Here is a 20,888-nt window from a genome sequence, read left to right as displayed (position 1 = left end):
TACAGTAGATTTGTTTTTCATTAACAATTTAAATCTATAAGTTGCTCTTGAATGAAAAGCATTTTATTAAGGCTCTCTTCGTCACTATGATCCCAACCCAAAAGGTGTAAAAGGCCATGAGTGGAAAGCCATCGAAGTTCTCTAAATAAATCAGCACTATTTTCTTTGGCTTGTCTGATTGCTGTCGGAACAGAGATAACTATGTCACCCAATTCGACATATTCATTACTCATACAAAAAGATGTCTCATCAATTATGGGAAATGAAAGCACATCTGTACTTTTTGATTTACCTAGCCAAGTATAATTTAGATCAAGAATTTGTTCATCATTCGTTAATTCCAATCCCAAGCTAAATTGAGACGCATTTCGAACTATTTCAGGACACTTAAGTTCTTCATTGACTTGTATAAATCTAATCCATCTACTTACATCTTCAGTCCACTTACTTGGATTTTTCAACAGCTCTAAAGTCTCATTGTTTACAGAGGTACCTAAATCTTGAACCGGGAAAGGGGTAAAAGAAAGTTCTACATCCAATTTTTTTGAACTAGACAAATAATTCTCCATAAAGTTATTGCGGTATGTGAGGTTTCCCAAGAACTGCAACCAAAAGAATAAATCCGAGAAAACCAAAAGCAGTTAAGCCAAAATGATAAAGACTTTGACTACCTTTACGAACCATATTTTTCATCGCAAGTTTCACAAAACTTGGAGGTGGTGTATTTTTCTTGACATCGTCGTCAGAAATATTTTTATTATTCATATCCAATAAATTTATGATTCTTCAATATTTTGCCTTAAAAGAGACTGAATAAAAATATCTATTTCCCCATTCATAACTGAACCTATATCTGTTGTCTCTTGTTCAGTACGTAAATCTTTTACCATCTGGTAAGGGTGAAAAACATAATTTCTAATTTGATTTCCCCAAGCAGCTTCAACAATATCCCCGCGAATATCAGCAATCTCTGCAGCTCGTTGTTCTACTGCTATCACCATCAATTTTGATTTTAATAATGCCATAGCTTTGTCTTTATTTTGAAGTTGAGATCTTTCTTGTGTACATCTAACTGCAATACCTGTAGGCACATGAAGAATACGAACCGCAGTCTCAACTTTATTTACATTTTGTCCGCCTGCTCCACCTGAGCGACTTGTAGTAATTTCTAAATCTTTTTCAGGAATCTCAAGTTCAACCTCCTCATCAATTTTAGGCATAACTTCAACTCCGGCAAAACTGGTTTGTCGCTTTCCATTTGCATTAAAAGGGGAGATTCTGACTAAACGATGTGTTCCTTTTTCATTTTGTAAAAAGCCATATGCGTACAAACCTTCTATTTCGATAGTGACACTTTTTATTCCCGCTTCTTCTCCCTCCGAAAGTTCATTAATAATTACTTTCATCCCATTATTTTCAGCCCAACGGGTATACATCCTTAAAAGCATTTGAGCCCAGTCTTGAGCATCAGTTCCACCCGCTCCAGCATTAATTGAAAGAACAGCACCTTCCTTATCATAAGTACCGCTTAAAAGGCGCTCCATTTCCCAACGTTCAAGTTCTAGTTTTAATTTCCTAAGCCCGTTGTGAGCTTCCGAGAGAATTTCTTCATCAGGATCTAACTCATAAAGCTCTAGCGAGAGATTGGCGTCCTCAATGGCGCTCCTCCATATGTTTAATTTTTCCAACTCTGCTTTAACCTCATCAAGTTGACGCATCTGTTTTTGGGCGTTTTGGGAATCATTCCAAAACTCAGGTTGTGATGCAATTTGTTCTAAATCCTTTTTCCTTGCTAACAATGCAGGCTCGTCAAAGACAATCCTGGGCTGTACCCAGGCGAGCAGTCAGCAAAGAAAGGTCTCTTTTAAAATCAGTCAGGTCTTGCAAACGAGGTAATAGAATCAATACATTAAAAGCTATCAGCATATCCACCCAAAAACTATAAATGAACAGATCAATTCACGATTCAGGCATCTCTTCAGTAGAAATATACACTTGGAGATTTTGCCCCTTTTGCCTGCGTGCAAAAGCGCTACTCAATGAAAAAGGAATCCAATTCACTGAATATTCTATTGATGGAGACAATGAAGCAAGAATAAAAATGTCAGAAAGAGCAGGAGGACTCAGAACTGTTCCTCAAATTTTTATTAATGGAAAAAGTATTGGAGGTTGCGACGAACTCTACGAACTTGAGAGAACTAATAAATTAAATGAAATTATTGAAACTAATAATTGATTCATGAAGCAACTATTTGTTCTAGATCCAATTGAAAATATTAATCCCAAAAAGGATTCATCAGCAGCACTTATGCAAGCTGCGTCTAGAGCCAACATAGATGTTTGGATCTGTACTCCCTCTGACCTTCAAGCCCGGGGAGATGATGCATGGGTCGTTTCTAATAAAGTTAATTGTGAACCATGGATCAATGTCCAGTCATCTCAAAGCCTTCCTTTAAGAGATTTCTCCTGCATTTGGATGCGCAAAGATCCACCTGTTGACGAGGCTTTTTTATACGCAACTCATTTATTAGAGGTTGCAGAAAGAGATGGTGTCAATGTAATTAACAAGCCTGCCTCACTTAGAGCTTGGAATGAAAAGTTAGGAGCATTAAGATTTAGTGAATTAATGGCTCCCACTCTTGTCGCAAGTAGGTTGGAACAATTAATCACATTTGCAAAAGAGTATGGAGAAGTTGTTTTAAAGCCACTTGGAGGGAAAGGTGGGCAAGGAGTCATAAGAATTGCAAAGGATGCGCCAGGCTTAGAAGCATTACTAGAACTGGTTACTTCGCAAGAACATTTGCCAGTGATGATGCAACAATTTCTACCAGAAGTAATAAATGGCGATAAAAGAATCCTTTTGGTTAATGGAGAACCATTAGGTGCAATTAATAGACGCCCAAAAAAAGGAGACTTCAGAAGCAACCTCGCTTTAGGTGGACAAGCTGAGATAACTAAATTAACTCTTAAAGAAATAGAGATATGTGATCAAATAAAACCTGCATTACAGGAAGAAGGGCTCTTTTTTGTTGGAATAGATGTTATTGGGGGAATGTTAAGTGAGATAAATGTAACGAGTCCAACTGGTATTAGAGAAGTAGAAAACCTAATGAATGTTCCCTTAGGAGATCAAGTGATCGATTCCCTTAAAGTTCATTTGAACAATTAACCTTATCTAAGTTTAATTGATTTCTTAAAACTTCGAATTTCAAAGCTACCTCTTGCATTTCCTCCTCAACAGTAGAGCCTTTCACTAAGCCAGCCCCAGCAAATAATTTAAGTTCATTGCCTCTCACATGTCCATAACGAATAGCTACCCTAAATTCTGAATTTTGATTTTGATCTATCCATCCTATTGGAGAAGCATATGTTTGACGATCAAATGATTCTATAGCTGTCAACCAACTCAAAGATTTAGTCAGAGGCAATCCTGCAACTGCAGGTGTTGGATGAAGCGCTTCAACCAACTCAAGAGGAGATTTCTCTTTAACAAAAGCTTCAATCAAAGTATGCAAATGGATTAGATGTCCTTGAGTAATTAATTTTGGTTGAGATGGATGACTTGCTTTAATCCCTTTTCTTAAAAGTTGTTCGATAATAGATTTAACTACAAAATGGTGTTCTCTTAAATCTTTAGAGGAAGCAAGCAATTTCTTCCCATCGTCACCTTTCTTTGCAGTACCCGCCAAAGCATCAATTAGCAACTGATTTTTATTGACACTTATAAGTCTCTCTGGTGATGCGCCAAAAAATGACTCATCATTGTTTTTTTGCCAAAGGAATCGACAACTATTAGATTGCTGAAATCTTAGCCGAGCAAGTAACTTCAGTGGATCCAATGGTTTTTTCAGGAAAAGAAGTTGTCTTGTAGCCAATACAAGTTTATCCAAATCACCTACATTTATTAATTCAATACCCTTGCTTAATGCATCTCGATATTGAGATTTCCAATCATTAGAAAGATCTTCGACTAAAAGATTTTCTTTTAACTCATGGTCAATTATGACTGGTGATCTATTGATCTTTTCTCGAATTGCCCATAATCTTTCTGTCGCTTCACGAACATCTGTCGGATTCTGAGCAACTGAATTTAAACGTAACCATGTCGATCCGTCTCTTGCAGTTAATTGCCACTTAGGCAAAACAGCCTGCAAAGAAAATTTATCATCTATTGACTTTTCATTACTCTTAATTTGATCAAAGAAAGAAAATGAAAATAGAATCCTTGATGCTGAGAAAACTGGGCTTGGACAAGTATCTATCAATCGAGTAAAAATCTCATCACTAAACCTTTGTGCATTTTCAAACCTCTTTGGCCCAGATAAATCCAATGATTGACAATGTCCTCCAGCAGAGATGCACAACCCTGGAGAGAGATCCCAAAGGAATCTAAACTGATGTTTCTCAGCAATTAAAGGTAATGTTGTTAAAGGATCTGCTTGACTTACGGGAGCAGAAATGCTCAAGATACATTCATCAACTTTTCTTGAACTCCATTTCTGAAGAGAACTAACTAAAAGCTCACTAAAGACAGGTTCAAAATTCATAACCAATTAGACCCTTTAAACATAAATAAACCAATATATGAACTGCTGCCTAGTCTTAAGGAAAGAACCAAGAAACAAACAGAGCAGGTTATTTTATCAGTGAAGTCTTCTACAACTGAAAGGAAACATCTTTGGCAAGCTGCAATTAAGTGGCCACTGTATTCAGTCGCAATAATGCCAGTAATTTTGTCTGCAGGATGGAAGCTAGGAAATAGCGGCAATATTCGTCTAGGACAATTCATCGGCTTCCTAATAGCCTCAATCTTGATTTTGCTTTGGGAAAACCTTACCAATGATCTTTTTGACGATGAAACTGGTGTTGACAAATACAAATTCCACTCGGTAGTAGCTTTAACTGGTAATAAAACCACTGTAAGTCGAGTTGCATATTTTTCCCTTTTATTGGGTTTATTTATAATATTGATCCTCGCTTTAAAAAGTGAAATAACAGTACTTTTTTTGGTCTTAATTTGCTGTTTACTTGGATATTTGTATCAAGGACCTCCTTTTAGACTGGGGTATAAGGGGTTAGGGGAACCCCTCTGCTGGATCGCATTTGGCCCGCTAGCGACAGCTGCAGCACTAATAGTTATTTCTCCTAAATCCAATTTTGAAACCATCCCCTGGGGTACTGCACTAATAGTTGGGGCAGGTCCGGCGATGGCGACAACTTTGGTTCTTTTCTGTTCGCATTTTCATCAAATCAATCAAGATGCTGCTGTTGGTAAAAAATCACCCTTAGTTGTTTTAGGAACTAGTCGAGCAGCAAATTTTTTACCGTGGTTAGTTGGTTTAATATTTCTTTTAGAGTTATTACCAGTACTAAATGGGATATGGCCCCTAACAACTCTTATATGTTTAATAAGCCTTCCTTCAGGATTAGATCTAATTAAATTAATTAAAAGACATCACAATAAGCCAGAGCTAATTAAAAACAGTAAATTTTTAGCTCTTCGCTTTCAGACAATCAATGGTTTATGCTTAAGTTTAGGTTTTGCTATGTCGTATTTATTTTTAAAATAAATTCTTGATTTTATTAAATCATGAAATTAATAATTAATATTAAGCCATTTTCATTTCAACTAACAAGAAAGTTAACTACGTCACAAGGAATAATTCATCACAAGAAGGGTTTATTGTTGCAAATAAAAGACTCAGATGGTAATTGCGGATGGGGTGAAGTTTCTCCTATCGAGGAAAGTGAGTTAAGAACATGTATCGAAAAACTCGCTTTTATTGGGAAAAATACTACCAAAGATTCAATAGAAAATTATTTATGTGAATTACCAGGATCACTTGCTTTCGGATTAGGAGCATCCTTAGCTGATTTAGAAACTCTAACTACAAGAAAGCAAAGTTTTAAAGAGTTTGATATCACAAAATCATGTTATCTTTTACCTACAGACATTGATCCTTTAGATTCAATAAAAAATTATTTAGACAGATCGAAGAAAGCGAAAAGTTCACATACAATAAAATGGAAAGTATCTAACAAAGAAAATAATTTTGATGAGGAAAGAATATTACAAAAAATATTAACTATTCTCCCAAAAAATTTCAAACTTAGGATTGATCCAAATGGGGGATGGAGCCGTCAAAAAGCACAAGAATGGAGTACAGAACTCAAAAACGAACATCGCTTGGAATGGATTGAGCAGCCACTTCCATCAAAAGATATTGAAGGATTATTTTCATTGGCTGATCAAATACCAATCGCACTAGACGAATCTTTGGTTGAATTTCCACATTTACGAAAAACATGGAAAAGTTGGCAAATACGACGCCCTGCTTTAGATGGTGATCCTCGATTGCTTTTAAAAGAAATAGGGAAAGAAGATAATCAAACAGTAATAAGCACAGCTTTTGAAACTGGTATTGGGAGGAAGTGGATTCATTACCTCGCTGCCAAGCAAGTCGAAGGAGAAAATCCATGCGCACCTGGACTTGCACCAGGATGGTGCCCGAAAGGACCACTCTTTAACAACAATCCAAAATCAGTCTGGGAAGCCGCATGACCAAACTTTCAATTATAAAGTGTGATCCCGAAAAAACCCTCAAATGTTCAAAAGAAATTTTGAAGAATTTTGAAGAGCATAACTGGGTATACCTGGCACCTCCAAAAGATCAAACGAAAATTTCCACATCTGCAACTTTACCTGAAGGAGAAGGCATTATCATTTCAAGCGGGGGAAGTATTGGCGGACCAAATCTTTGTTTCCAATCAATTAAAAATCTAACTAATTCGGCTTTAGCAACCGGAAAGTGGTTGAAGGATCATGGACTACTGCCAAAAGAGTGCATAATTCTGAATTCACTACCTTTACACCATATAAGTGGCTTCATGCCTTGGTGGAGGCATCACACTTGGCAATCAGAGTATCATTGGATTTCACATTCTATGATGCATAAACCACTTCAACTTAAACGGTTTAGTGAAGAATTAACTAATAAATATAGACGTCCATTAATTACATCCCTAGTCCCAACTCAATTATTATCTCTAATTGACAATCCTGATGGTTTAAAATGGCTTCAATCTTTTGCCATCATTTGGGTTGGAGGAGCTTCGATTCCCATCGATCTTGCTGACAAAGCGAGAAGCAAATCTATTAATTTAGCTCCTTGTTACGGGGCTACTGAGACAGTCGCAATGGTGACTTGCCTTAGTCCAAAAGATTTTTTAAAAGGAAGTAATAGTGTTGGTTTTCCACTCGAAGATGTTGAGATAGAAATCAACAAAAGGAATTTATTGAAGATTAAAACTAGTAGAATTGCAACTTCAAAATGGAAGAATGACAAATTCGAATCAATTACAGACTCAAAAGGATGGTGGGAAGCAGGCGATTTAGGGCAATTTATCACACTCAATAACAAAAAATCACTTCAAATCCTTGGGAGAAGAGATTCAGCTATTAATTCGGGTGGTGAAACAATTTTCCCAGAGGATATCGAAATGAAATTAGTCAAAATAGTCACAAAAAATCAGCTCCCAATTAAAGACATTTTTGTACTAGGCGTGAGTGATAAAAAATGGGGACAACGTTTAGTTGCCTTAGCTCGATTTAAAGAAAAAAAAATTAATAAATCTAAAATCATATCTCTTCTAACTCGTCTAATTAACGACTGGCAACCATCAAAAAAGCCACTGAACTGGTACGATTGCCCAAAGCTTTCAAGAAATATAAATAAAAAATGGGACCTAAACAAATGGCAAGATTGGGTAGCCTTAAATACACCAATTAACTAAAAACCGAAACAAGATTCATTAAGCCATAAATCTATTTGCTTAGATAATGAACATTTTTCTCTGGTAATCGGATTTATCGATACATGTCTTATATTTGTAGTACCTATCTGCTCACCATTCTTTCTAAATTTAAATCGAATTATAAATGATGAATCATTTACTTTTTCTGGATTTAATTCGATATTAATAGAATCTCCAACATAAAGTGGTTTGGAATAATTTGCTTCACAATGTACGACAGGTAGAGAGAGATTTTGCTTGCTTGGATTAATTTGGGTTGTAGGGAAAATGTCTTTTAAAGCTATTCCATATCTTTCCAAACTTTCTTCCCAAGCTTCATGGCACCATTTGAATAATTGAAGAAAATGGACTACACCTGCTGCATCTGTCTCACCAAAACGAACGGTTCGTTGCAAAAACAACCAATCTCTCCTATCACGCTTCTTCAAAAGACTTACCTATCAACAGAACCCATGATCACATCAATTGAGCCTAAGATAGCCATTATGTCAGCGACTTTGGCTCCCTTGAGTATGTGAGGAAGTATCTGCAAATTATTTGAGTCAGCTGCTCTGATTTTAAAACGCCAAGGAGTTACATCATTATTACCTTGAATAAATACTCCTATCTCTCCTTTCCCAGACTCAAGGCGTGTATATAATTCGCCATTAGGAATTTTAAAAGTAGGTGCAACTTTCTTAGCAACATATTGATAATCAAACCCGGACAAATCACCTTTTTTTCCATCAACTGTTCTTTGTGCCTCAAGATTTTCTGTTGGCCCCCCAGGAATCATCTCACAAGCTTGTCGTAATATCTTTAATGACTGTCTCATTTCTTCAATACGTACTCTATATCTAGCATAACAATCACCCTCTTTCTCCCATGCAATATCCCATTCAAAATCGTCATAGCATTCGTAGTGATCTACCTTTCTCAAATCCCACGGAACACCTGCTGCACGAAGCATTGGGCCAGAAAGACTCCAGTTAATCGCTTGCTCTTTTCCTATAACTCCTAAACCTTCTATACGTCTACGAAAAATAGGATTATTAGTAATCAATTTTTCATACTCATCAATTTTTGGACCAAACCAGTCACAAAAATCTTTGCATTTTTCTAACCAACCCCAAGGTAAATCACATGCAACGCCACCAATGCGAAAATAATTATTGTTAATCAATCTCTGACCAGTTGCAGCCTCCCATAAATCGTAAATCATCTCTCTTTCTCTAAAAATATAAAAGAAAGGAGTTTGAGCTCCGACATCAGCCAAAAATGGGCCTAACCATAGCAAATGGTTAGCTATCCTATTCAACTCAAGCATTATCGCTCTGATATAACTTGCTCTCTTGGGTACCTTTATATTCGCTAAACGCTCAGGGGCATTAACAACAATGGCTTCATAAAACATACCAGCCGCATAATCCATGCGACTAACGTAAGGAACAAACATAACGTTTGTTCTATTCTCAGCAATTTTCTCCATCCCTCGATGCAAGTAACCAATAACTGGTTCACAATCAACAACATCCTCTCCATCAAGGGTTACTACTAATCGCAATACACCATGCATTGATGGATGATGTGGCCCAAAGTTGACCACCATCGGCTCCGTACGCGTTTCAAGCTGCGTCATTGGGCCAAACCAAAGCAATGTCTAAATACTAGTAAAAACTTATGAAAGAAGGGCCAATTAGTTCAAGTTCTAACTTTAAGCATGTCCCCGTAATGGGGAAAGAAATAATTCAATCACTTAAGGAATTACCAAGTGAATTAACAAAACAAGGATTAATTATTGATGCCACCATTGGAGGCGGGGGACATTCAGCTCAAATACTCGAAAATTTCCCGGGAATCAAAATCATTGGACTTGATCAAGACCCAATGGCTATAAAAGCAGCATCAAAAAAATTAATTAAATTCGGAAGAAGAATAGAAATAATTTCTACAAACTTCGCAGATTTTTCACATCACGAACAAGCCATTTGCGTCCTAGCGGATCTTGGAGTCAGTAGTCATCAACTTGATGAGCCTTCACGGGGTTTTAGCTTTCGTCTAAATGGTCCAATAGATATGCGTATGAACCCAGAAGAGGGTTCAAGTGCAGCCGAACTTATTGAAACTCTCTCTGAGCAAGATCTAGCTGATTTAATATATGAATTAGGAGAAGAAAAACGCTCCAGACGTATTGCAAGAAAAATAAAAAATGATCTAGCAGAAAATGGGCCATACTCTGGAACTCAAGACCTTTCTTATGCAATTGCAGGATGCTTTCCACCCAAGCAAAGGTATGGTCGAATTCATCCCTCAACTAGGACTTTCCAGGCTTTAAGAATAGCTGTAAACAATGAATTAGTCTCTCTCGATAGTTTACTTTTAAAAGCTCCAAACTGGTTGCTAGAAAATGGATTATTTATGGTGATGAGTTTTCATTCACTAGAAGATAGAAGAGTAAAATCGAGTTTTAAAACTGACAATAGATTAAAAATACTATCTAAAAAGCCTATGAGAGCATGCCTTGAAGAGATAAAATTAAATCCAAGAAGTAAAAGTGCAAAGTTAAGAATTTCTGCAAAGAAATTTTTAAAATAGACTTAACTTATTGCCTAAGATTAATCACTATATTTGTAATAATTTCAATCGCCTTATTGATATCTTTCTCAGTAGTATTTCTCCCAATACTCATCCTTATTGATGCTTCAGCATCATTTTTACAAAGCCCTATCTCCTTTAAAACATGAGAAGCGTTACCATTACTGCAAGCCGAACCACTAGTACAAAAAATAAACCTTCTTAATTGACTATGCAATTGACTTCCCTTCACACCAGGGAAAGTGATATTGAGATTATGAGGCAATCTTTGATCGATAGATCCATTAACTATCAATCCAGAAATATTCTTTTTTAATCCACTCAACAATAAGTTCCTAAAAAACAAAAGTCTCTTATTCCTCCCATACTGATCATTTTTTGTTATTTCGACTGCCTTTGCAAAGCCAACAATTAAAGGGACAGGAAGAGTGCCAGATCTTAATCCAAGCTCCTGTCCTCCTCCATATTGAGATGGTTCAAGTGGGAATCCTTCCCTAATCACCAAAGCCCCAATACCTTTAGGTCCATAAATTTTGTGAGCACTCAAACTCATCAAATCAATTCGAAATTTATCGGGGTCTAAATCTAAATAACCCAGGGCTTGAGCGGCATCAGTATGAAAAGCGATTCCCTTTCTCTTACAAAAAGATCCAATTTCAGCAATAGGTTGCAAAACCCCTATCTCATTATTTGCAGCCATGACACTAACTAGAAAAGTATCTTTTTCAACAGCTTCAGAAAGTTGTTCAATATTGATTAAACCCTCTTTATTAGGTTGTAATTCTGACAAACGAAACCCTTCTTTTTGAAGCTGCCTAAGCGGGTCAAGGACTGCATGATGTTCAGTTGAAACAGTTATTATGTGTCCAGGTTTTCCAATCAGTTGTGCTTTAGCTCTTGCATGTCCAACTAAACCCAAATTATTTGCTTCTGTTGCCCCACTCGTAAAAATTAATCTTTTAGGATTGATGTTCAAATAGGAAGCTATTGTCTCACGAGATACTTCTACTGCAGCTGAAGCAAAAACACCTGATCGATTATTAGTATTAGAGGGATTACCCCACAACTCATTCCAATAAGGAGCCATCTCCTCAACAACCCTCGTACAACATGGTGTTGAAGACTGAAAATCAAAATTCAGGTGATTATTATCCATTGATTCATACGTTAAGCTAAATAATAAGAGAGGAATAAAGGTTAATATCCTTTTTAGAGCTCTAGAAGTTTAATTTTTATGAGTGACCCCAATCCATCAACACAAGAAGTTTCTCAGACTCCAAGGATATTACTTGTCGACGACGAGCCTGGGTTAAGAACTGCTGTTCAGGCTTATCTTGAAGATGAAGGATTTCAAGTTACAACCGCTGTAGATGGAGAAGAGGGATGGGAAAAAGCTCAAAAAATGATCCCTGATGTGATTATCAGTGACGTCATGATGCCTAGATGCGATGGTTATGGGCTTTTAAAAAAAATTAGAGAAGATGAACGACTTGGAGGTACACCTGTCATTTTCCTTACTGCTAAAGGTATGACGGCTGATAGAACTCAGGGGTATCAAGCAGGTGTAGACGATTACATGCCAAAACCATTTGATCCAGATGAACTAGTTGCAAGAGTTAAGAATGTAGTTCAGCGGCAAGAGCGATTATTAACTGAAGCAGCCAGATTTGCGAATGCTGATGTTGGCCAAATGGCAAAACAGATTACAGAAATAAAATCCATGCTTAGCCATGGGGATAAAAACAACCTACGCAAAGATGATTCGATTCCTAATTTCACCCCAAGAGAAGCAAGCGTCTTGCAACTAGTTGCGGAAGGTTTAATGAACAAAGAAATTGCAAGACAACTTGAGACTTCTATCCGCAATGTAGAGAAATATGTGAGTCGATTATTTATTAAAACCGGCACTTCTAGTAGAACAGAACTAGTTAGATATGCACTTGAAAATCATTTAGTTACCTAAATGATTTTTGAAAAATAAAGATTTAGTTGACTAGGATTTCTCAAATTCTATCAATTTCGAGAAATAAAAAGGAGCTTGATTCAACTTGCTTTTGACCACTTTAAAGCCAGATTGCTTTGCAGCTTCGATAATTCCTGACTCCCTTAATGTGTAGGCCCTGGTGGTTTTACTTGGTCCAGGGAATAGCTGACCAATACCTTTTAAAAGCGCTAGTAAAGGGGTATAGGGAGCAAAGCTAACAATTAATCTCTCATCAGATAATTGACAGAGATGTTTAACCATCGTCTCAGCCTCCTGTTGAGGGTAATGAATGAAAACATCTAAACAAATAACTGTATTAAAGGAACCTTTTAAATTCTCTAAATCAGATGTTCGAAAATTCAGCTTATTGAAGTCTAAGCCTGCCTCCTTTGCCCTGCTTTTCGTCTCAGTTATCATTGCTTCAGAAATATCACTTAAATGAATTGATTTAGCACCCAATTTTGCCAATGGGATACTTAAGCTACCAACACCGCAGCCAGCATCACAGAAACTTTTATCCTTTATATTGTTGTACTCTTTCAACCAATTAATGACATCATCAACTGTTTTTTGGTGACCTATCCTTATATTTTTTTGCACTTTATTTACATCATCACTTTCGCTATATATTCGATTCCATCTATCAAATCCTGTCCCATTAAAATATTCAGTGACTTCGGCTTTTTCATTGTTCTCAATTTGCGTTGTCATTTAACCAGATAATTACCTCTTACCAATCTTACGCAGCCAACTGCCAAGACAACTGATGATTACAAGAATTCATTCTCCATCGAAGTAAAGACTGAATATTTTTTCCAGTAAAATTATTGCAGTCATTGTGTTTTGACTCGATACCATACTTGGACCAAGTGTTGCCATCAAATGGCAGAAGAAGGATCATTAATCCTATTAACTATTTTCTTCCATCTATCTAGTGAATGCAAAGTGAATCCTGCGATGTCTCATTTGGAAGTCTCTGTAAAATATTTTCCACTGTTAGCAAATGCAGGATTTGTAAATAATTGGCATTATTAAGAATGAGATTTATAAAAATTGACAATTGTCTTTAACCGAAGCTCATACATTGAAGGAAGTAGCAGTAGTGATGGGAAGTGATTCAGATCTTAAAACTCTTGAACCTGCCATTACAATTCTAGATAAATTTGGGATAACTAATGAAGTAAGGATCTTATCCGCTCATAGAACTCCTAAAGAGATGATGGATTTTGCTCAGATGGCAGAGTCAAAAGGTTTTAGAGTCATAATTGCGGGGGCTGGAGGGGCTGCTCATCTACCTGGAATGATCGCATCTCTTACGACCCTTCCAGTAATAGGCGTTCCAGTCAAAAGCAAGGCGCTTTCGGGAGTAGATTCTATGTATTCAATCTTGCAAATGCCCTCAGGGATCCCAGTGGCAACAGTTGCCATTGAAGGGGGACTAAATGCTGGCCTTTTAGCTACTCAAATTTTGGCAATTAATAATACTGAATTAAAAAACAAATTAAAAACCTACAGATCTGAGCTTCATGACCATGTAGTAAAAAAAGATCAAAGACTTAAAGAAATTGGAGCTGGAATGTATCTAGAAAAAATGTAATGAACGTGAAATGAATTACTAATTCACTAAGAGATTTTTGAAATAATCTTTTTATCAACAAGAAAATTAGTAACTATATCTACACATTTATCAATCTCTAGATTTCCAGTATCAATTTTCAATTCTGGAGACTGAGGCTCTTCATAAGGACTTGATATTCCAGTAAAATCCTTGATTTCTCCATTTCTTGCCTTGGCATAAAGTCCTTTTGTATCTCTTGTTTCACAAACCCCTAAATCAGCTGAACAATATATTTCTATAAAATCATCTTTTCCAACTAATGATCTTGCATTATTTCGATCAACTCTAAATGGTGAAACAAATGCTGTTAATACAATTATCCCAGCATCAAGAAAAAGTTTAGAGACTTCGCCAATTCTTCTAATATTTTCTTCTCTATCAAAATCAGAAAATCCTAGATCTTTGCATAAACCATGTCTAATGTTGTCTCCATCTAAAACATAAGTTGAATAACAATTTTTATGTAGAGCTACATTTACTGCATTGGCTAGTGTGCTTTTCCCAGAACCAGATAGACCTGTAAACCAAAGTATTGCACTGCGATGCCCTCTTTGCTGAGATCTAGCATCTCTATCAACTGACGATTGGTGCCAAACTATATTGGTGGCTTTTGATAGAGGTCTTTGAGAGTTTTGTTCCATGAATTCAATCTAATTGTTTACTATTCTCCATGTTGATCGACACAGTTTATTGTCAGCCTCCACTCTGTTTTGGTCTAAAACCCTCCTTAAAAAGAAAATCTTGAGCTTTTGAAATTTGATCTCCTTGTAACTCTAAAAAATCACCTTTCAAAGCTCCCCCTGTTCCGCAAGCTATTTTTAAATTCTTAAGAATTTCTTTTGCCTCTACTGGATTTAATTCCAGTCCTTTAATGACAGTCACAAGTTTTCCCTTCTTTCCAGATCGAGTTCTTTCTAGACGAACTTGTCGCTTTCCTTTAGGAGTAACACTATTGTGAGTGTCATTCCCTATTGTCTTAAGAGGGTCATTAAATTCACTCCAGCCACCTTTGGACATTTTCTTACTTTTTGGCTGGTAACTATTTCTTAATTTAAGGTGACAGGTACACTCCCAACCCAATTTAAAGATTCGGATTTATCTCCATTAACAAGGCCAAATGCTTTTGGTCGATTTGGTAAGTACGGGGGACAATATGTTCCTGAAACTTTAATACCTGCCCTTATTGAATTAGAGCAAGCTGCTAAAGAAGCATGGAAGGATTCTTCATTCAATTCAGAATTGAATCATTTACTAAAAACTTACGTAGGAAGATCCACTCCTCTATATGAAGCCACAAGATTAACTGAACATTACAGAAAAAATACATCTAAAGGCCCACGAATTTGGCTTAAGAGAGAAGATTTAAATCACACAGGTGCTCACAAAATAAATAATGCACTTGGGCAAGCTCTTCTTGCGATACGGATGGGAAAAAAAAGAATTATTGCTGAAACTGGAGCTGGTCAGCATGGAGTTGCAACTGCGACAGTCTGCGCTCGTTTTGGATTGGAATGCATCATATATATGGGCAAAGAAGATATGCGAAGACAAGCCTTAAACGTTTTCCGAATGCAATTGCTTGGAGCTTCAGTGAAGCCAGTAACGACTGGAACTGCAACACTAAAAGATGCAACCAGCGAAGCTATTCGAGATTGGGTTACTAATGTTGAAAATACTCACTATATTCTCGGTTCCGTTGCGGGCCCACATCCATATCCAATGTTGGTCAGAGATTTTCACGCAGTTATTGGGGAAGAAACAAAGCAACAATGCACACAAGCTTTTGGGAGGTCTCCCGATGTTCTTTTAGCTTGTGTTGGTGGCGGATCGAATGCAATGGGTCTTTTCCATTCTTTTGTTGAAGACAAAAGTGTGCGAATGATTGGAGTTGAAGCTGCTGGAGATGGAGTCGAAACTGGTCGACATGCAGCGACAATTACCGAAGGAAGAATAGGAGTGCTTCATGGAGCCATGAGTCTCTTACTCCAAGACAAAGATGGGCAAGTTGAGGAAGCGCATTCCATAAGCGCAGGTCTTGATTATCCAGGAGTTGGACCGGAGCATAGTTATTTAAAAGAAATTGGACGTGCGGAATATGCAGCTGTTTCTGACACTGAAGCCATAGAAGCTCTTCAATTAGTTAGTAAATTGGAAGGTATTATTCCTGCACTAGAGACCGCTCATGCATTTGCTTATCTAGAAAAACTTTGCCCAACTCTCAATCATAATTCTGAAGTTGTAATTAACTGCTCTGGGAGAGGAGATAAAGACGTTAATACAGTTGCTGAAAAACTAGGATCAGAAATTTAAAGTAAAAACCCTATTAATACCTTGGAATAGATTGATCAACATCAGTACTCCAAGCATCTATCCCCCCAACAAGATTCCAAACACTGTTCGTTATCTCATTTTCTAAAAGCCAAATACCAAAATTTAGACTTCTCACACCAGCATGGCAGACAACTAGAACAGGCTTATCCTTCGGTAACATTGAACCTATTTTAGCTGACCAGTTTGAAGCCTTACTCAAAGGAAGATGTAATACTGAAAATGAAAATGAAGCAATAGCTAGTTCATTATCCTCCCTCACATCTACAATAAATGGTTTTTCAGAAGAATCATCTTCTAAGATTTTATTTAACTCTTTTGGAGATATATTTAAAGGAATATTCTGTTTCATATTTTAGATTCTAATTAAAGATTAAACTTTCTGTTATCAAAGTTCAAAAAGTATACAAAGGCTCAAATAATAAAAACATGAAATTACGTCTATCTCATCTTTTAATATCAGGAATAATTGTTTTATCAATTTTCATAGGTACATTTTTTTGGCGAAATAGTCAGCTCAATCAGAAACCACAGTTAAATGAACAACAATTTAATGCTCCAGTTTCTTCGAAATATATACCAACTCATGCTGATCTGGTTTTTCACTGGAAAATCAATCCAGTTATACTTCCAAAGTATGTCGAGAATTATCAAGATAAAATTAGCAAGAGTATTGTTAACAAAAAAACAAGTTTTATTAGAGATTCTTTTTTCAAGTTAATTAGCCTTGATTTTGAAAAAGACCTCTCAAAATTGGTAGGAGATTATGGGAGCTTTGCTGTATTTGGTTTAGATAAACAAGCTGAAAGTGATTGGCTTTTGGTCTTAGCAATAAAAGAAGATATAAATATCGAAGAAGAATTAGAATCTATACTAGACTCGAAAAATATTGATGAGAGTATTATAAACAAAAATAAATTAAGCACTTCAAATACAGAAATAATTTCAAAAAAACTTTCTTCAAATAAATCAATTTACTTTACAAATAATAAAGATAATCTTTTAATAGCATCCAATCCTAAAATCATAATTTCGTCAATAGAAAAATTAGATAAAAATATACTAAATACAAAAAATAAGTATAAGAATATTCAATTAAAGGATAATCTTAAAGACGGGATATTGTTACTAGAAATATCTCCAAATAAGATTTTAAATCTAATAGGTGAAGAAGAAAATTTATTCCCGGCAAATGAGATCAATAATTTAATATCTTCTATAAATTTAGATAAGAGTAAAATAAGTTTAGAAGGAATAATATCTTATGACATTAAAACTAAAATGCCATTCAAAGATATTAAATATAATTTAACTGATATAAAAAAAGACTTTAAATCGTCAAAAGATTTAATAATAGTTGATAATCCTAGTCAGTATTTCAGTAAAGACTCTAGTCATCCATATCAAAAGCTAATAGCGTCAATTATTAAAGAATCAACAACTTCCGATTATTCTAATCTTTTAAAAAATATTCTTGAAAGCTCTAAAGGAAATTTGATTTGGATAAATGATAAAGACTGGTTCGTTTTGACTAAAAAATCAGATACTAGCAAAACAAAGGTAACAGATATTTTAAAAAACGAGAAGTTTTTAAGGTCAAAAATAGATTTTAAAACCAGGAAGCTAGAGATTTGGTCAAAAATTAGTACAGATGAGAGTGAAAAATATGAGCTAAAAGAAAATATCGAGGCAATTATTGAAGAAGATGAAGAGAGTTACATTTGGAGTCAAAACTTATCATCCATTTCAAATTTTGATAATACAAATTACTTGCAAAATTACTCAGATAATGATCAGAAAATAGAAAAAATTAGTGATTTTAATGATATCCTTAGGATACATTTAGGGGAGCAAAAAACTAAGAAAGTTTTAACTAATTTCTATCCATACATCTTATTTAAAACAATGCTAGGGAACAAACTAACTCCTCCTCAGGATATTGATATATCTGTTGCGGTCCCTGCAATTAATTATCCAGACTTCATTAAAGTTAAAATCGACTTAAAAATTAGTTGATAAAAGTTTAAAGTGCTATATTCAACTTATAGCTTAATTCTATACAATAAAGTTCAAACTGAAGTTTATTTTTTCCAATTAACCAGAAAAATTATTTTGAGGAGCTAAAGCCATAGATAACGAACAAAAGACAACTAATTTGGTTCTAAAGCCAGGCTTGGAAGGAGTTCCAGTAACCAACTCTGGGATATGCGAAATCAACGGGACAGAAGGAAAGCTGAATTACAGAGGATATCCAATATCTCAGCTAGCCCAAAAAAGTAGTTTTCTAGAAACTGCATTTCTGTTGATATGGGGAGAACTTCCGACTGAAGATGAGCTTCAGAAATTTGAAGAGGATGTTCAAATGCATAGACGGGTAAGCTTTCGAATTAGAGATATGCTCAAGTGTTTTCCAGAATCAGGGCATCCTATGGATGCTCTGCAAGCAAGTGCTGCATCTCTCGGTCTCTTTTATTCTCGAAGAGCAATTGATGATCCAAAATATATCTACGACGCAGTCGTGAGGTTGATTGCAAAAATTCCTACTATGGTTGCTGCTTTCGAGCAAATAAGAAAGGGAGATGATCCAATTCAGCCTCAGGATGATTTACCTTATTCATCCAATTTTCTTTATATGCTCACCGAGAGAGAACCAAATCCTCTTGCAGCAAGAGTTTTCGATAGATGTTTAATTCTTCATGCCGAGCACAGTCTCAATGCGAGTACGTTTAGCGCAAGAGTAACTGCCAGCACACTGACTGATCCTTACGCTGTAGTAGCTTCTGCCGTTGGGACATTGGCCGGTCCTCTACATGGAGGGGCCAATGAAGATGTGATAGCTATGTTAGAAGAAATTGGAATACCTGATAAAGCATCATCATTTCTCAATAATGCAATTGAAAAAAAAAGGAAAATCATGGGCTTTGGTCACAGGGAATATCGTGTAAAAGACCCTCGAGCAACAATTTTACAAGCCTTTGCAGAGGAACTTTTCTTGGAATTTGGTAAAGATGAAATGTATGAAGTCGCCAAAGCACTTGAAAAGGAGGCTATTTCAAAACTGGGACCAAAAGGTATATTCCCAAATGTTGACTTTTATTCTGGACTGGTTTATCGAAAGCTTGGTATCCCTCGAGATTTGTTTACTCCAGTTTTTGCAATTTCCAGGGTTGCTGGTTGGTTGGCTCACTGGAGAGAACAACTTGGAGCAAATAGAATTTTTAGACCGTCACAAATTTATGAAGGAGCAAAAATCAGAAATTGGCAGCCTCTTGAGAATAGATAATTTGAAAAATTTTTTTTTCGAATTCAAAATTAATTTAAATTACACTAACCTTGTTAATAGATTAAATATCAGAAGTGAATTCAGGTATAGACCTTGAAATGAGTTTTACACAAGGTATTCAAAACCTTGGTTTATCTCATGAATTAGCTCATCTTTTATGGATCCCTCTGCCAATGCTTCTAGTGTTGGTGTCAGCCGTCATTGGTGTACTAGTAACAGTTTGGCTAGAGCGAAAAATTTCAGCAGCAGCTCAACAGAGAATCGGGCCTGAGTATGCAGGCGCGCTTGGTATTCTTCAGCCAATGGCAGACGGTTTAAAACTTTTAGTAAAAGAAGACATTATTCCAGCAAGGGCAGACAGCGTTCTTTTCACAGTTGGCCCAATATTAGTTTTGGTTCCAGTAATTCTATCTTGGTTAATTGTTCCTTTTGGTCAAAATCTTCTAATTAGCAATGTAGGCATAGGAATCTTTTTGTGGATTGCCCTGAGTAGTATTCAACCTATTGGTTTATTGATGAGTGGTTACTCTTCCAATAACAAATATTCATTGCTAGGTGGACTAAGGGCTGCTGCTCAATCAATTAGTTATGAAATCCCGCTAGCGCTAGCGGTTTTAGCAATAGTTATGATGAGTAACTCATTGAGTACAGTTGATATAGTTGAGCAACAAAATACTGCCGGTTTTCTTAGTTGGAATATATGGCGACAACCAGTGGGTTTTATTATTTTTTGGATCTGTGCATTAGCTGAATGCGAGAGACTACCTTTTGATTTACCTGAAGCAGAAGAAGAACTTGTAGCTGGTTATCAAACTGAGTATGCAGGTATGAAATTTGCTCTGTTTTACTTGGCTGGATATATAAATCTTGTTTTATCTGCTTTACTTGTTTCCGTTCTGTACTTAGGGGGATGGGGTTTTCCAATATCAATTGATTGGTTTTCGTCATTGATAGGTCTTTCAATTGATAATCCATTAGTTCAAATTATTGCTGCATCTACTGGCATTGTCATGACAATACTCAAAGCTTATTTGCTGGTTTTTTTAGCAATCTTATTGAGATGGACTACCCCAAGAGTTCGAATTGATCAATTACTTGATTTAGGATGGAAATTTCTTTTACCTATTTCATTGGTAAATTTACTTTTCACTGCTTCACTGAAATTGGCATTTCCTTTGACATTTGGAGGATAAAAGAAAAGCAACACAATCGCTCTACTTTTTAAGTAAAAGTACCTACATTTATTTTTAAAAAACTGTATAATGGTTAATGTAAATAAGGGCCGC

The 20,888-nt window shown here is 36.0% G+C and carries 24 protein-coding genes; 13 read left to right on the top strand and 11 right to left on the bottom strand.

From position 1 onward, the window contains the following. Positions 1 to 20: 20 nt before the first annotated feature. From ybeY to prfB, 3 genes are all read right to left on the bottom strand, one after another. A complete protein-coding gene (ybeY, locus tag AC6EI0_RS09080) occupies positions 21 to 557 on the bottom strand; it encodes an rRNA maturation RNase YbeY (protein WP_498522228.1) in 537 nt (178 codons plus the stop codon). Between the two features lie 16 nt (positions 558 to 573). Beyond that, the gene (locus AC6EI0_RS09075; RefSeq protein ID WP_498522227.1) at positions 574 to 765 is read right to left on the bottom strand and encodes a DUF3285 domain-containing protein; all 192 of its coding nucleotides are present in this window, start codon (positions 763 to 765) and stop codon (positions 574 to 576) included. Between the two features lie 11 nt (positions 766 to 776). Beyond that, positions 777 to 1,887, bottom strand: a protein-coding gene (prfB, locus tag AC6EI0_RS09070) for a peptide chain release factor 2 (protein ID WP_498523530.1) whose coding sequence is annotated in 2 segments (ribosomal slippage) — positions 777 to 1,811 and positions 1,813 to 1,887 — 1,110 coding nt in all. Because the reading frame shifts where the segments join, the coding sequence is not laid out codon by codon here. An 85-nt stretch (positions 1,888 to 1,972) separates the two neighbouring features. Between prfB and grxC the strand changes: the two genes are divergently transcribed. Together grxC and gshB are read left to right on the top strand one after the other, a co-directional pair. Continuing rightward, positions 1,973 to 2,236, top strand: a complete 264-nt coding sequence (gene grxC, locus AC6EI0_RS09065) for a glutaredoxin 3 (protein WP_498523529.1) — start codon at positions 1,973 to 1,975, stop codon at positions 2,234 to 2,236. 3 nt (positions 2,237 to 2,239) lie between these two features. Further along, positions 2,240 to 3,169 carry a glutathione synthase gene (gshB, locus tag AC6EI0_RS09060; RefSeq protein ID WP_498522226.1) on the top strand — a complete coding sequence of 310 codons (930 nt, stop codon included), beginning with the start codon at positions 2,240 to 2,242 and terminating at the stop codon, positions 3,167 to 3,169. Here gshB and AC6EI0_RS09055 read toward each other — a convergent pair. Then, a complete protein-coding gene (locus tag AC6EI0_RS09055) occupies positions 3,147 to 4,547 on the bottom strand; it encodes an isochorismate synthase (protein WP_498522225.1) in 1,401 nt (466 codons plus the stop codon). The two genes, gshB and AC6EI0_RS09055, sit on opposite strands and share 23 nt — an antisense overlap. Before the next feature lie 99 nt (positions 4,548 to 4,646). On the opposite strand from AC6EI0_RS09055, the gene menA reads away from it, so the two are divergent. From menA to AC6EI0_RS09040, 3 genes are read left to right on the top strand one after another with little or no spacing between them, the layout of a single operon-like run. Continuing rightward, positions 4,647 to 5,570, top strand: coding sequence for a 2-carboxy-1,4-naphthoquinone phytyltransferase (gene menA, locus AC6EI0_RS09050; protein ID WP_498522224.1), 924 nt, complete (start codon positions 4,647 to 4,649; stop codon positions 5,568 to 5,570). 20 nt (positions 5,571 to 5,590) lie between these two features. Next, a complete protein-coding gene (menC, locus tag AC6EI0_RS09045) occupies positions 5,591 to 6,562 on the top strand; it encodes an o-succinylbenzoate synthase (protein ID WP_498522223.1) in 972 nt (323 codons plus the stop codon). Beyond that, on the top strand, positions 6,559 to 7,794 hold the full coding sequence (locus AC6EI0_RS09040; RefSeq protein WP_498522222.1) for an AMP-binding protein: 1,236 nt from the start codon (positions 6,559 to 6,561) through the stop codon (positions 7,792 to 7,794). The genes menC and AC6EI0_RS09040 overlap by 4 nt, the downstream gene beginning before the upstream one ends. On the opposite strand, the gene AC6EI0_RS09035 is transcribed toward AC6EI0_RS09040, so the two are convergent. Both AC6EI0_RS09035 and AC6EI0_RS09030 read right to left on the bottom strand, forming a co-directional pair. After that, positions 7,791 to 8,243, bottom strand: a complete 453-nt coding sequence (locus tag AC6EI0_RS09035; RefSeq protein WP_498522221.1) for an acyl-CoA thioesterase — start codon at positions 8,241 to 8,243, stop codon at positions 7,791 to 7,793. The two genes, AC6EI0_RS09040 and AC6EI0_RS09035, sit on opposite strands and share 4 nt — an antisense overlap. 5 nt (positions 8,244 to 8,248) lie before the next feature. Beyond that, the gene (locus tag AC6EI0_RS09030) at positions 8,249 to 9,433 is read right to left on the bottom strand and encodes an NAD(P)H-quinone oxidoreductase subunit H (RefSeq protein ID WP_498520317.1); all 1,185 of its coding nucleotides are present in this window, start codon (positions 9,431 to 9,433) and stop codon (positions 8,249 to 8,251) included. A gap of 41 nt (positions 9,434 to 9,474) precedes the next feature. On the opposite strand from AC6EI0_RS09030, the gene rsmH reads away from it, so the two are divergent. Next, positions 9,475 to 10,389 (top strand): 16S rRNA (cytosine(1402)-N(4))-methyltransferase RsmH, encoded by a 915-nt coding sequence (gene rsmH / locus AC6EI0_RS09025; protein WP_498522220.1) that lies wholly within the window; start codon positions 9,475 to 9,477, stop codon positions 10,387 to 10,389. Positions 10,390 to 10,396: 7 nt separating this feature from the next. Here the strand turns inward: rsmH and AC6EI0_RS09020 are convergent, their stop codons facing one another. Further along, positions 10,397 to 11,545 (bottom strand): cysteine desulfurase family protein, encoded by a 1,149-nt coding sequence (locus AC6EI0_RS09020; protein ID WP_498522219.1) that lies wholly within the window; start codon positions 11,543 to 11,545, stop codon positions 10,397 to 10,399. A 78-nt stretch (positions 11,546 to 11,623) separates the two neighbouring features. Between AC6EI0_RS09020 and AC6EI0_RS09015 the strand changes: the two genes are divergently transcribed. Beyond that, complete coding sequence (locus AC6EI0_RS09015) at positions 11,624 to 12,352, top strand: response regulator transcription factor (RefSeq protein WP_498462059.1); 729 nt, start codon at positions 11,624 to 11,626, stop codon at positions 12,350 to 12,352. A gap of 30 nt (positions 12,353 to 12,382) precedes the next feature. On the opposite strand, the gene bchM is transcribed toward AC6EI0_RS09015, so the two are convergent. Next, entirely contained in the window at positions 12,383 to 13,084 is a 702-nt protein-coding gene (bchM, locus tag AC6EI0_RS09010; protein ID WP_498522218.1) for a magnesium protoporphyrin IX methyltransferase, read from the bottom strand. 171 nt (positions 13,085 to 13,255) lie between these two features. On the opposite strand from bchM, the gene AC6EI0_RS09005 reads away from it, so the two are divergent. Further along, complete coding sequence (locus AC6EI0_RS09005) at positions 13,256 to 13,408, top strand: hypothetical protein (RefSeq protein WP_498522217.1); 153 nt, start codon at positions 13,256 to 13,258, stop codon at positions 13,406 to 13,408. Between the two features lie 25 nt (positions 13,409 to 13,433). After that, positions 13,434 to 13,970 (top strand): 5-(carboxyamino)imidazole ribonucleotide mutase, encoded by a 537-nt coding sequence (purE, locus tag AC6EI0_RS09000; protein WP_498522216.1) that lies wholly within the window; start codon positions 13,434 to 13,436, stop codon positions 13,968 to 13,970. Between the two features lie 26 nt (positions 13,971 to 13,996). Here purE and cysC read toward each other — a convergent pair whose 3' ends face one another. Next, positions 13,997 to 14,632, bottom strand: coding sequence for an adenylyl-sulfate kinase (gene cysC, locus AC6EI0_RS08995; RefSeq protein WP_498522215.1), 636 nt, complete (start codon positions 14,630 to 14,632; stop codon positions 13,997 to 13,999). 52 nt (positions 14,633 to 14,684) lie between these two features. Continuing rightward, entirely contained in the window at positions 14,685 to 15,008 is a 324-nt protein-coding gene (locus AC6EI0_RS08990; protein ID WP_498522214.1) for a translation initiation factor, read from the bottom strand. 39 nt (positions 15,009 to 15,047) lie between these two features. Between AC6EI0_RS08990 and trpB the strand changes: the two genes are divergently transcribed. Further along, positions 15,048 to 16,301 carry a tryptophan synthase subunit beta gene (trpB, locus tag AC6EI0_RS08985; RefSeq protein ID WP_498522213.1) on the top strand — a complete coding sequence of 418 codons (1,254 nt, stop codon included), beginning with the start codon at positions 15,048 to 15,050 and terminating at the stop codon, positions 16,299 to 16,301. Positions 16,302 to 16,314: 13 nt separating this feature from the next. Here trpB and AC6EI0_RS08980 read toward each other — a convergent pair whose 3' ends face one another. Further along, a complete protein-coding gene (locus AC6EI0_RS08980) occupies positions 16,315 to 16,671 on the bottom strand; it encodes a rhodanese-like domain-containing protein (RefSeq protein WP_498522212.1) in 357 nt (118 codons plus the stop codon). Between the two features lie 77 nt (positions 16,672 to 16,748). On the opposite strand from AC6EI0_RS08980, the gene AC6EI0_RS08975 reads away from it, so the two are divergent. From AC6EI0_RS08975 to nuoH, 3 genes are all read left to right on the top strand, one after another. After that, positions 16,749 to 18,335, top strand: coding sequence for a DUF3352 domain-containing protein (locus AC6EI0_RS08975; protein WP_498522211.1), 1,587 nt, complete (start codon positions 16,749 to 16,751; stop codon positions 18,333 to 18,335). A 139-nt stretch (positions 18,336 to 18,474) separates the two neighbouring features. After that, on the top strand, positions 18,475 to 19,602 hold the full coding sequence (locus tag AC6EI0_RS08970; RefSeq protein ID WP_498522210.1) for a citrate synthase: 1,128 nt from the start codon (positions 18,475 to 18,477) through the stop codon (positions 19,600 to 19,602). Positions 19,603 to 19,676: 74 nt separating this feature from the next. Further along, positions 19,677 to 20,795: an NADH-quinone oxidoreductase subunit NuoH gene (gene nuoH / locus AC6EI0_RS08965; protein ID WP_498522209.1), complete on the top strand. Its 1,119-nt coding sequence runs from the start codon at positions 19,677 to 19,679 to the stop codon at positions 20,793 to 20,795. Positions 20,796 to 20,888: the final 93 nt, after the last annotated feature.

The organism is Prochlorococcus sp. G5PB11 (assembly GCF_059772425.1).
This window is presented reverse-complemented; position numbering and strand designations above follow the sequence as displayed.

Excerpts from the sequence above, each read along its gene's own strand:
- AC6EI0_RS09075 (WP_498522227.1), bottom strand. The coding sequence starts at position 765 with ATGAATAATAAAAATATTTCTGACGACGATGTCAAGAAAAATACACCA.
- gshB (WP_498522226.1), top strand. The coding sequence starts at position 2,240 with ATGAAGCAACTATTTGTTCTAGATCCAATTGAAAATATTAATCCCAAA.
- AC6EI0_RS09055 (WP_498522225.1), bottom strand. The coding sequence starts at position 4,547 with ATGAATTTTGAACCTGTCTTTAGTGAGCTTTTAGTTAGTTCTCTTCAG.
- menC (WP_498522223.1), top strand. The coding sequence starts at position 5,591 with ATGAAATTAATAATTAATATTAAGCCATTTTCATTTCAACTAACAAGA.
- AC6EI0_RS09040 (WP_498522222.1), top strand. The coding sequence starts at position 6,559 with ATGACCAAACTTTCAATTATAAAGTGTGATCCCGAAAAAACCCTCAAA.
- AC6EI0_RS09030 (WP_498520317.1), bottom strand. The coding sequence starts at position 9,433 with ATGACGCAGCTTGAAACGCGTACGGAGCCGATGGTGGTCAACTTTGGG.
- rsmH (WP_498522220.1), top strand. The coding sequence starts at position 9,475 with ATGAAAGAAGGGCCAATTAGTTCAAGTTCTAACTTTAAGCATGTCCCC.
- AC6EI0_RS09020 (WP_498522219.1), bottom strand. The coding sequence starts at position 11,545 with ATGGATAATAATCACCTGAATTTTGATTTTCAGTCTTCAACACCATGT.
- AC6EI0_RS09015 (WP_498462059.1), top strand. The coding sequence starts at position 11,624 with ATGAGTGACCCCAATCCATCAACACAAGAAGTTTCTCAGACTCCAAGG.
- bchM (WP_498522218.1), bottom strand. The coding sequence starts at position 13,084 with ATGACAACGCAAATTGAGAACAATGAAAAAGCCGAAGTCACTGAATAT.
- AC6EI0_RS09005 (WP_498522217.1), top strand. The coding sequence starts at position 13,256 with ATGGCAGAAGAAGGATCATTAATCCTATTAACTATTTTCTTCCATCTA.
- cysC (WP_498522215.1), bottom strand. The coding sequence starts at position 14,632 with ATGGAACAAAACTCTCAAAGACCTCTATCAAAAGCCACCAATATAGTT.
- AC6EI0_RS08990 (WP_498522214.1), bottom strand. The coding sequence starts at position 15,008 with ATGTCCAAAGGTGGCTGGAGTGAATTTAATGACCCTCTTAAGACAATA.
- AC6EI0_RS08980 (WP_498522212.1), bottom strand. The coding sequence starts at position 16,671 with ATGAAACAGAATATTCCTTTAAATATATCTCCAAAAGAGTTAAATAAA.
- AC6EI0_RS08975 (WP_498522211.1), top strand. The coding sequence starts at position 16,749 with ATGAAATTACGTCTATCTCATCTTTTAATATCAGGAATAATTGTTTTA.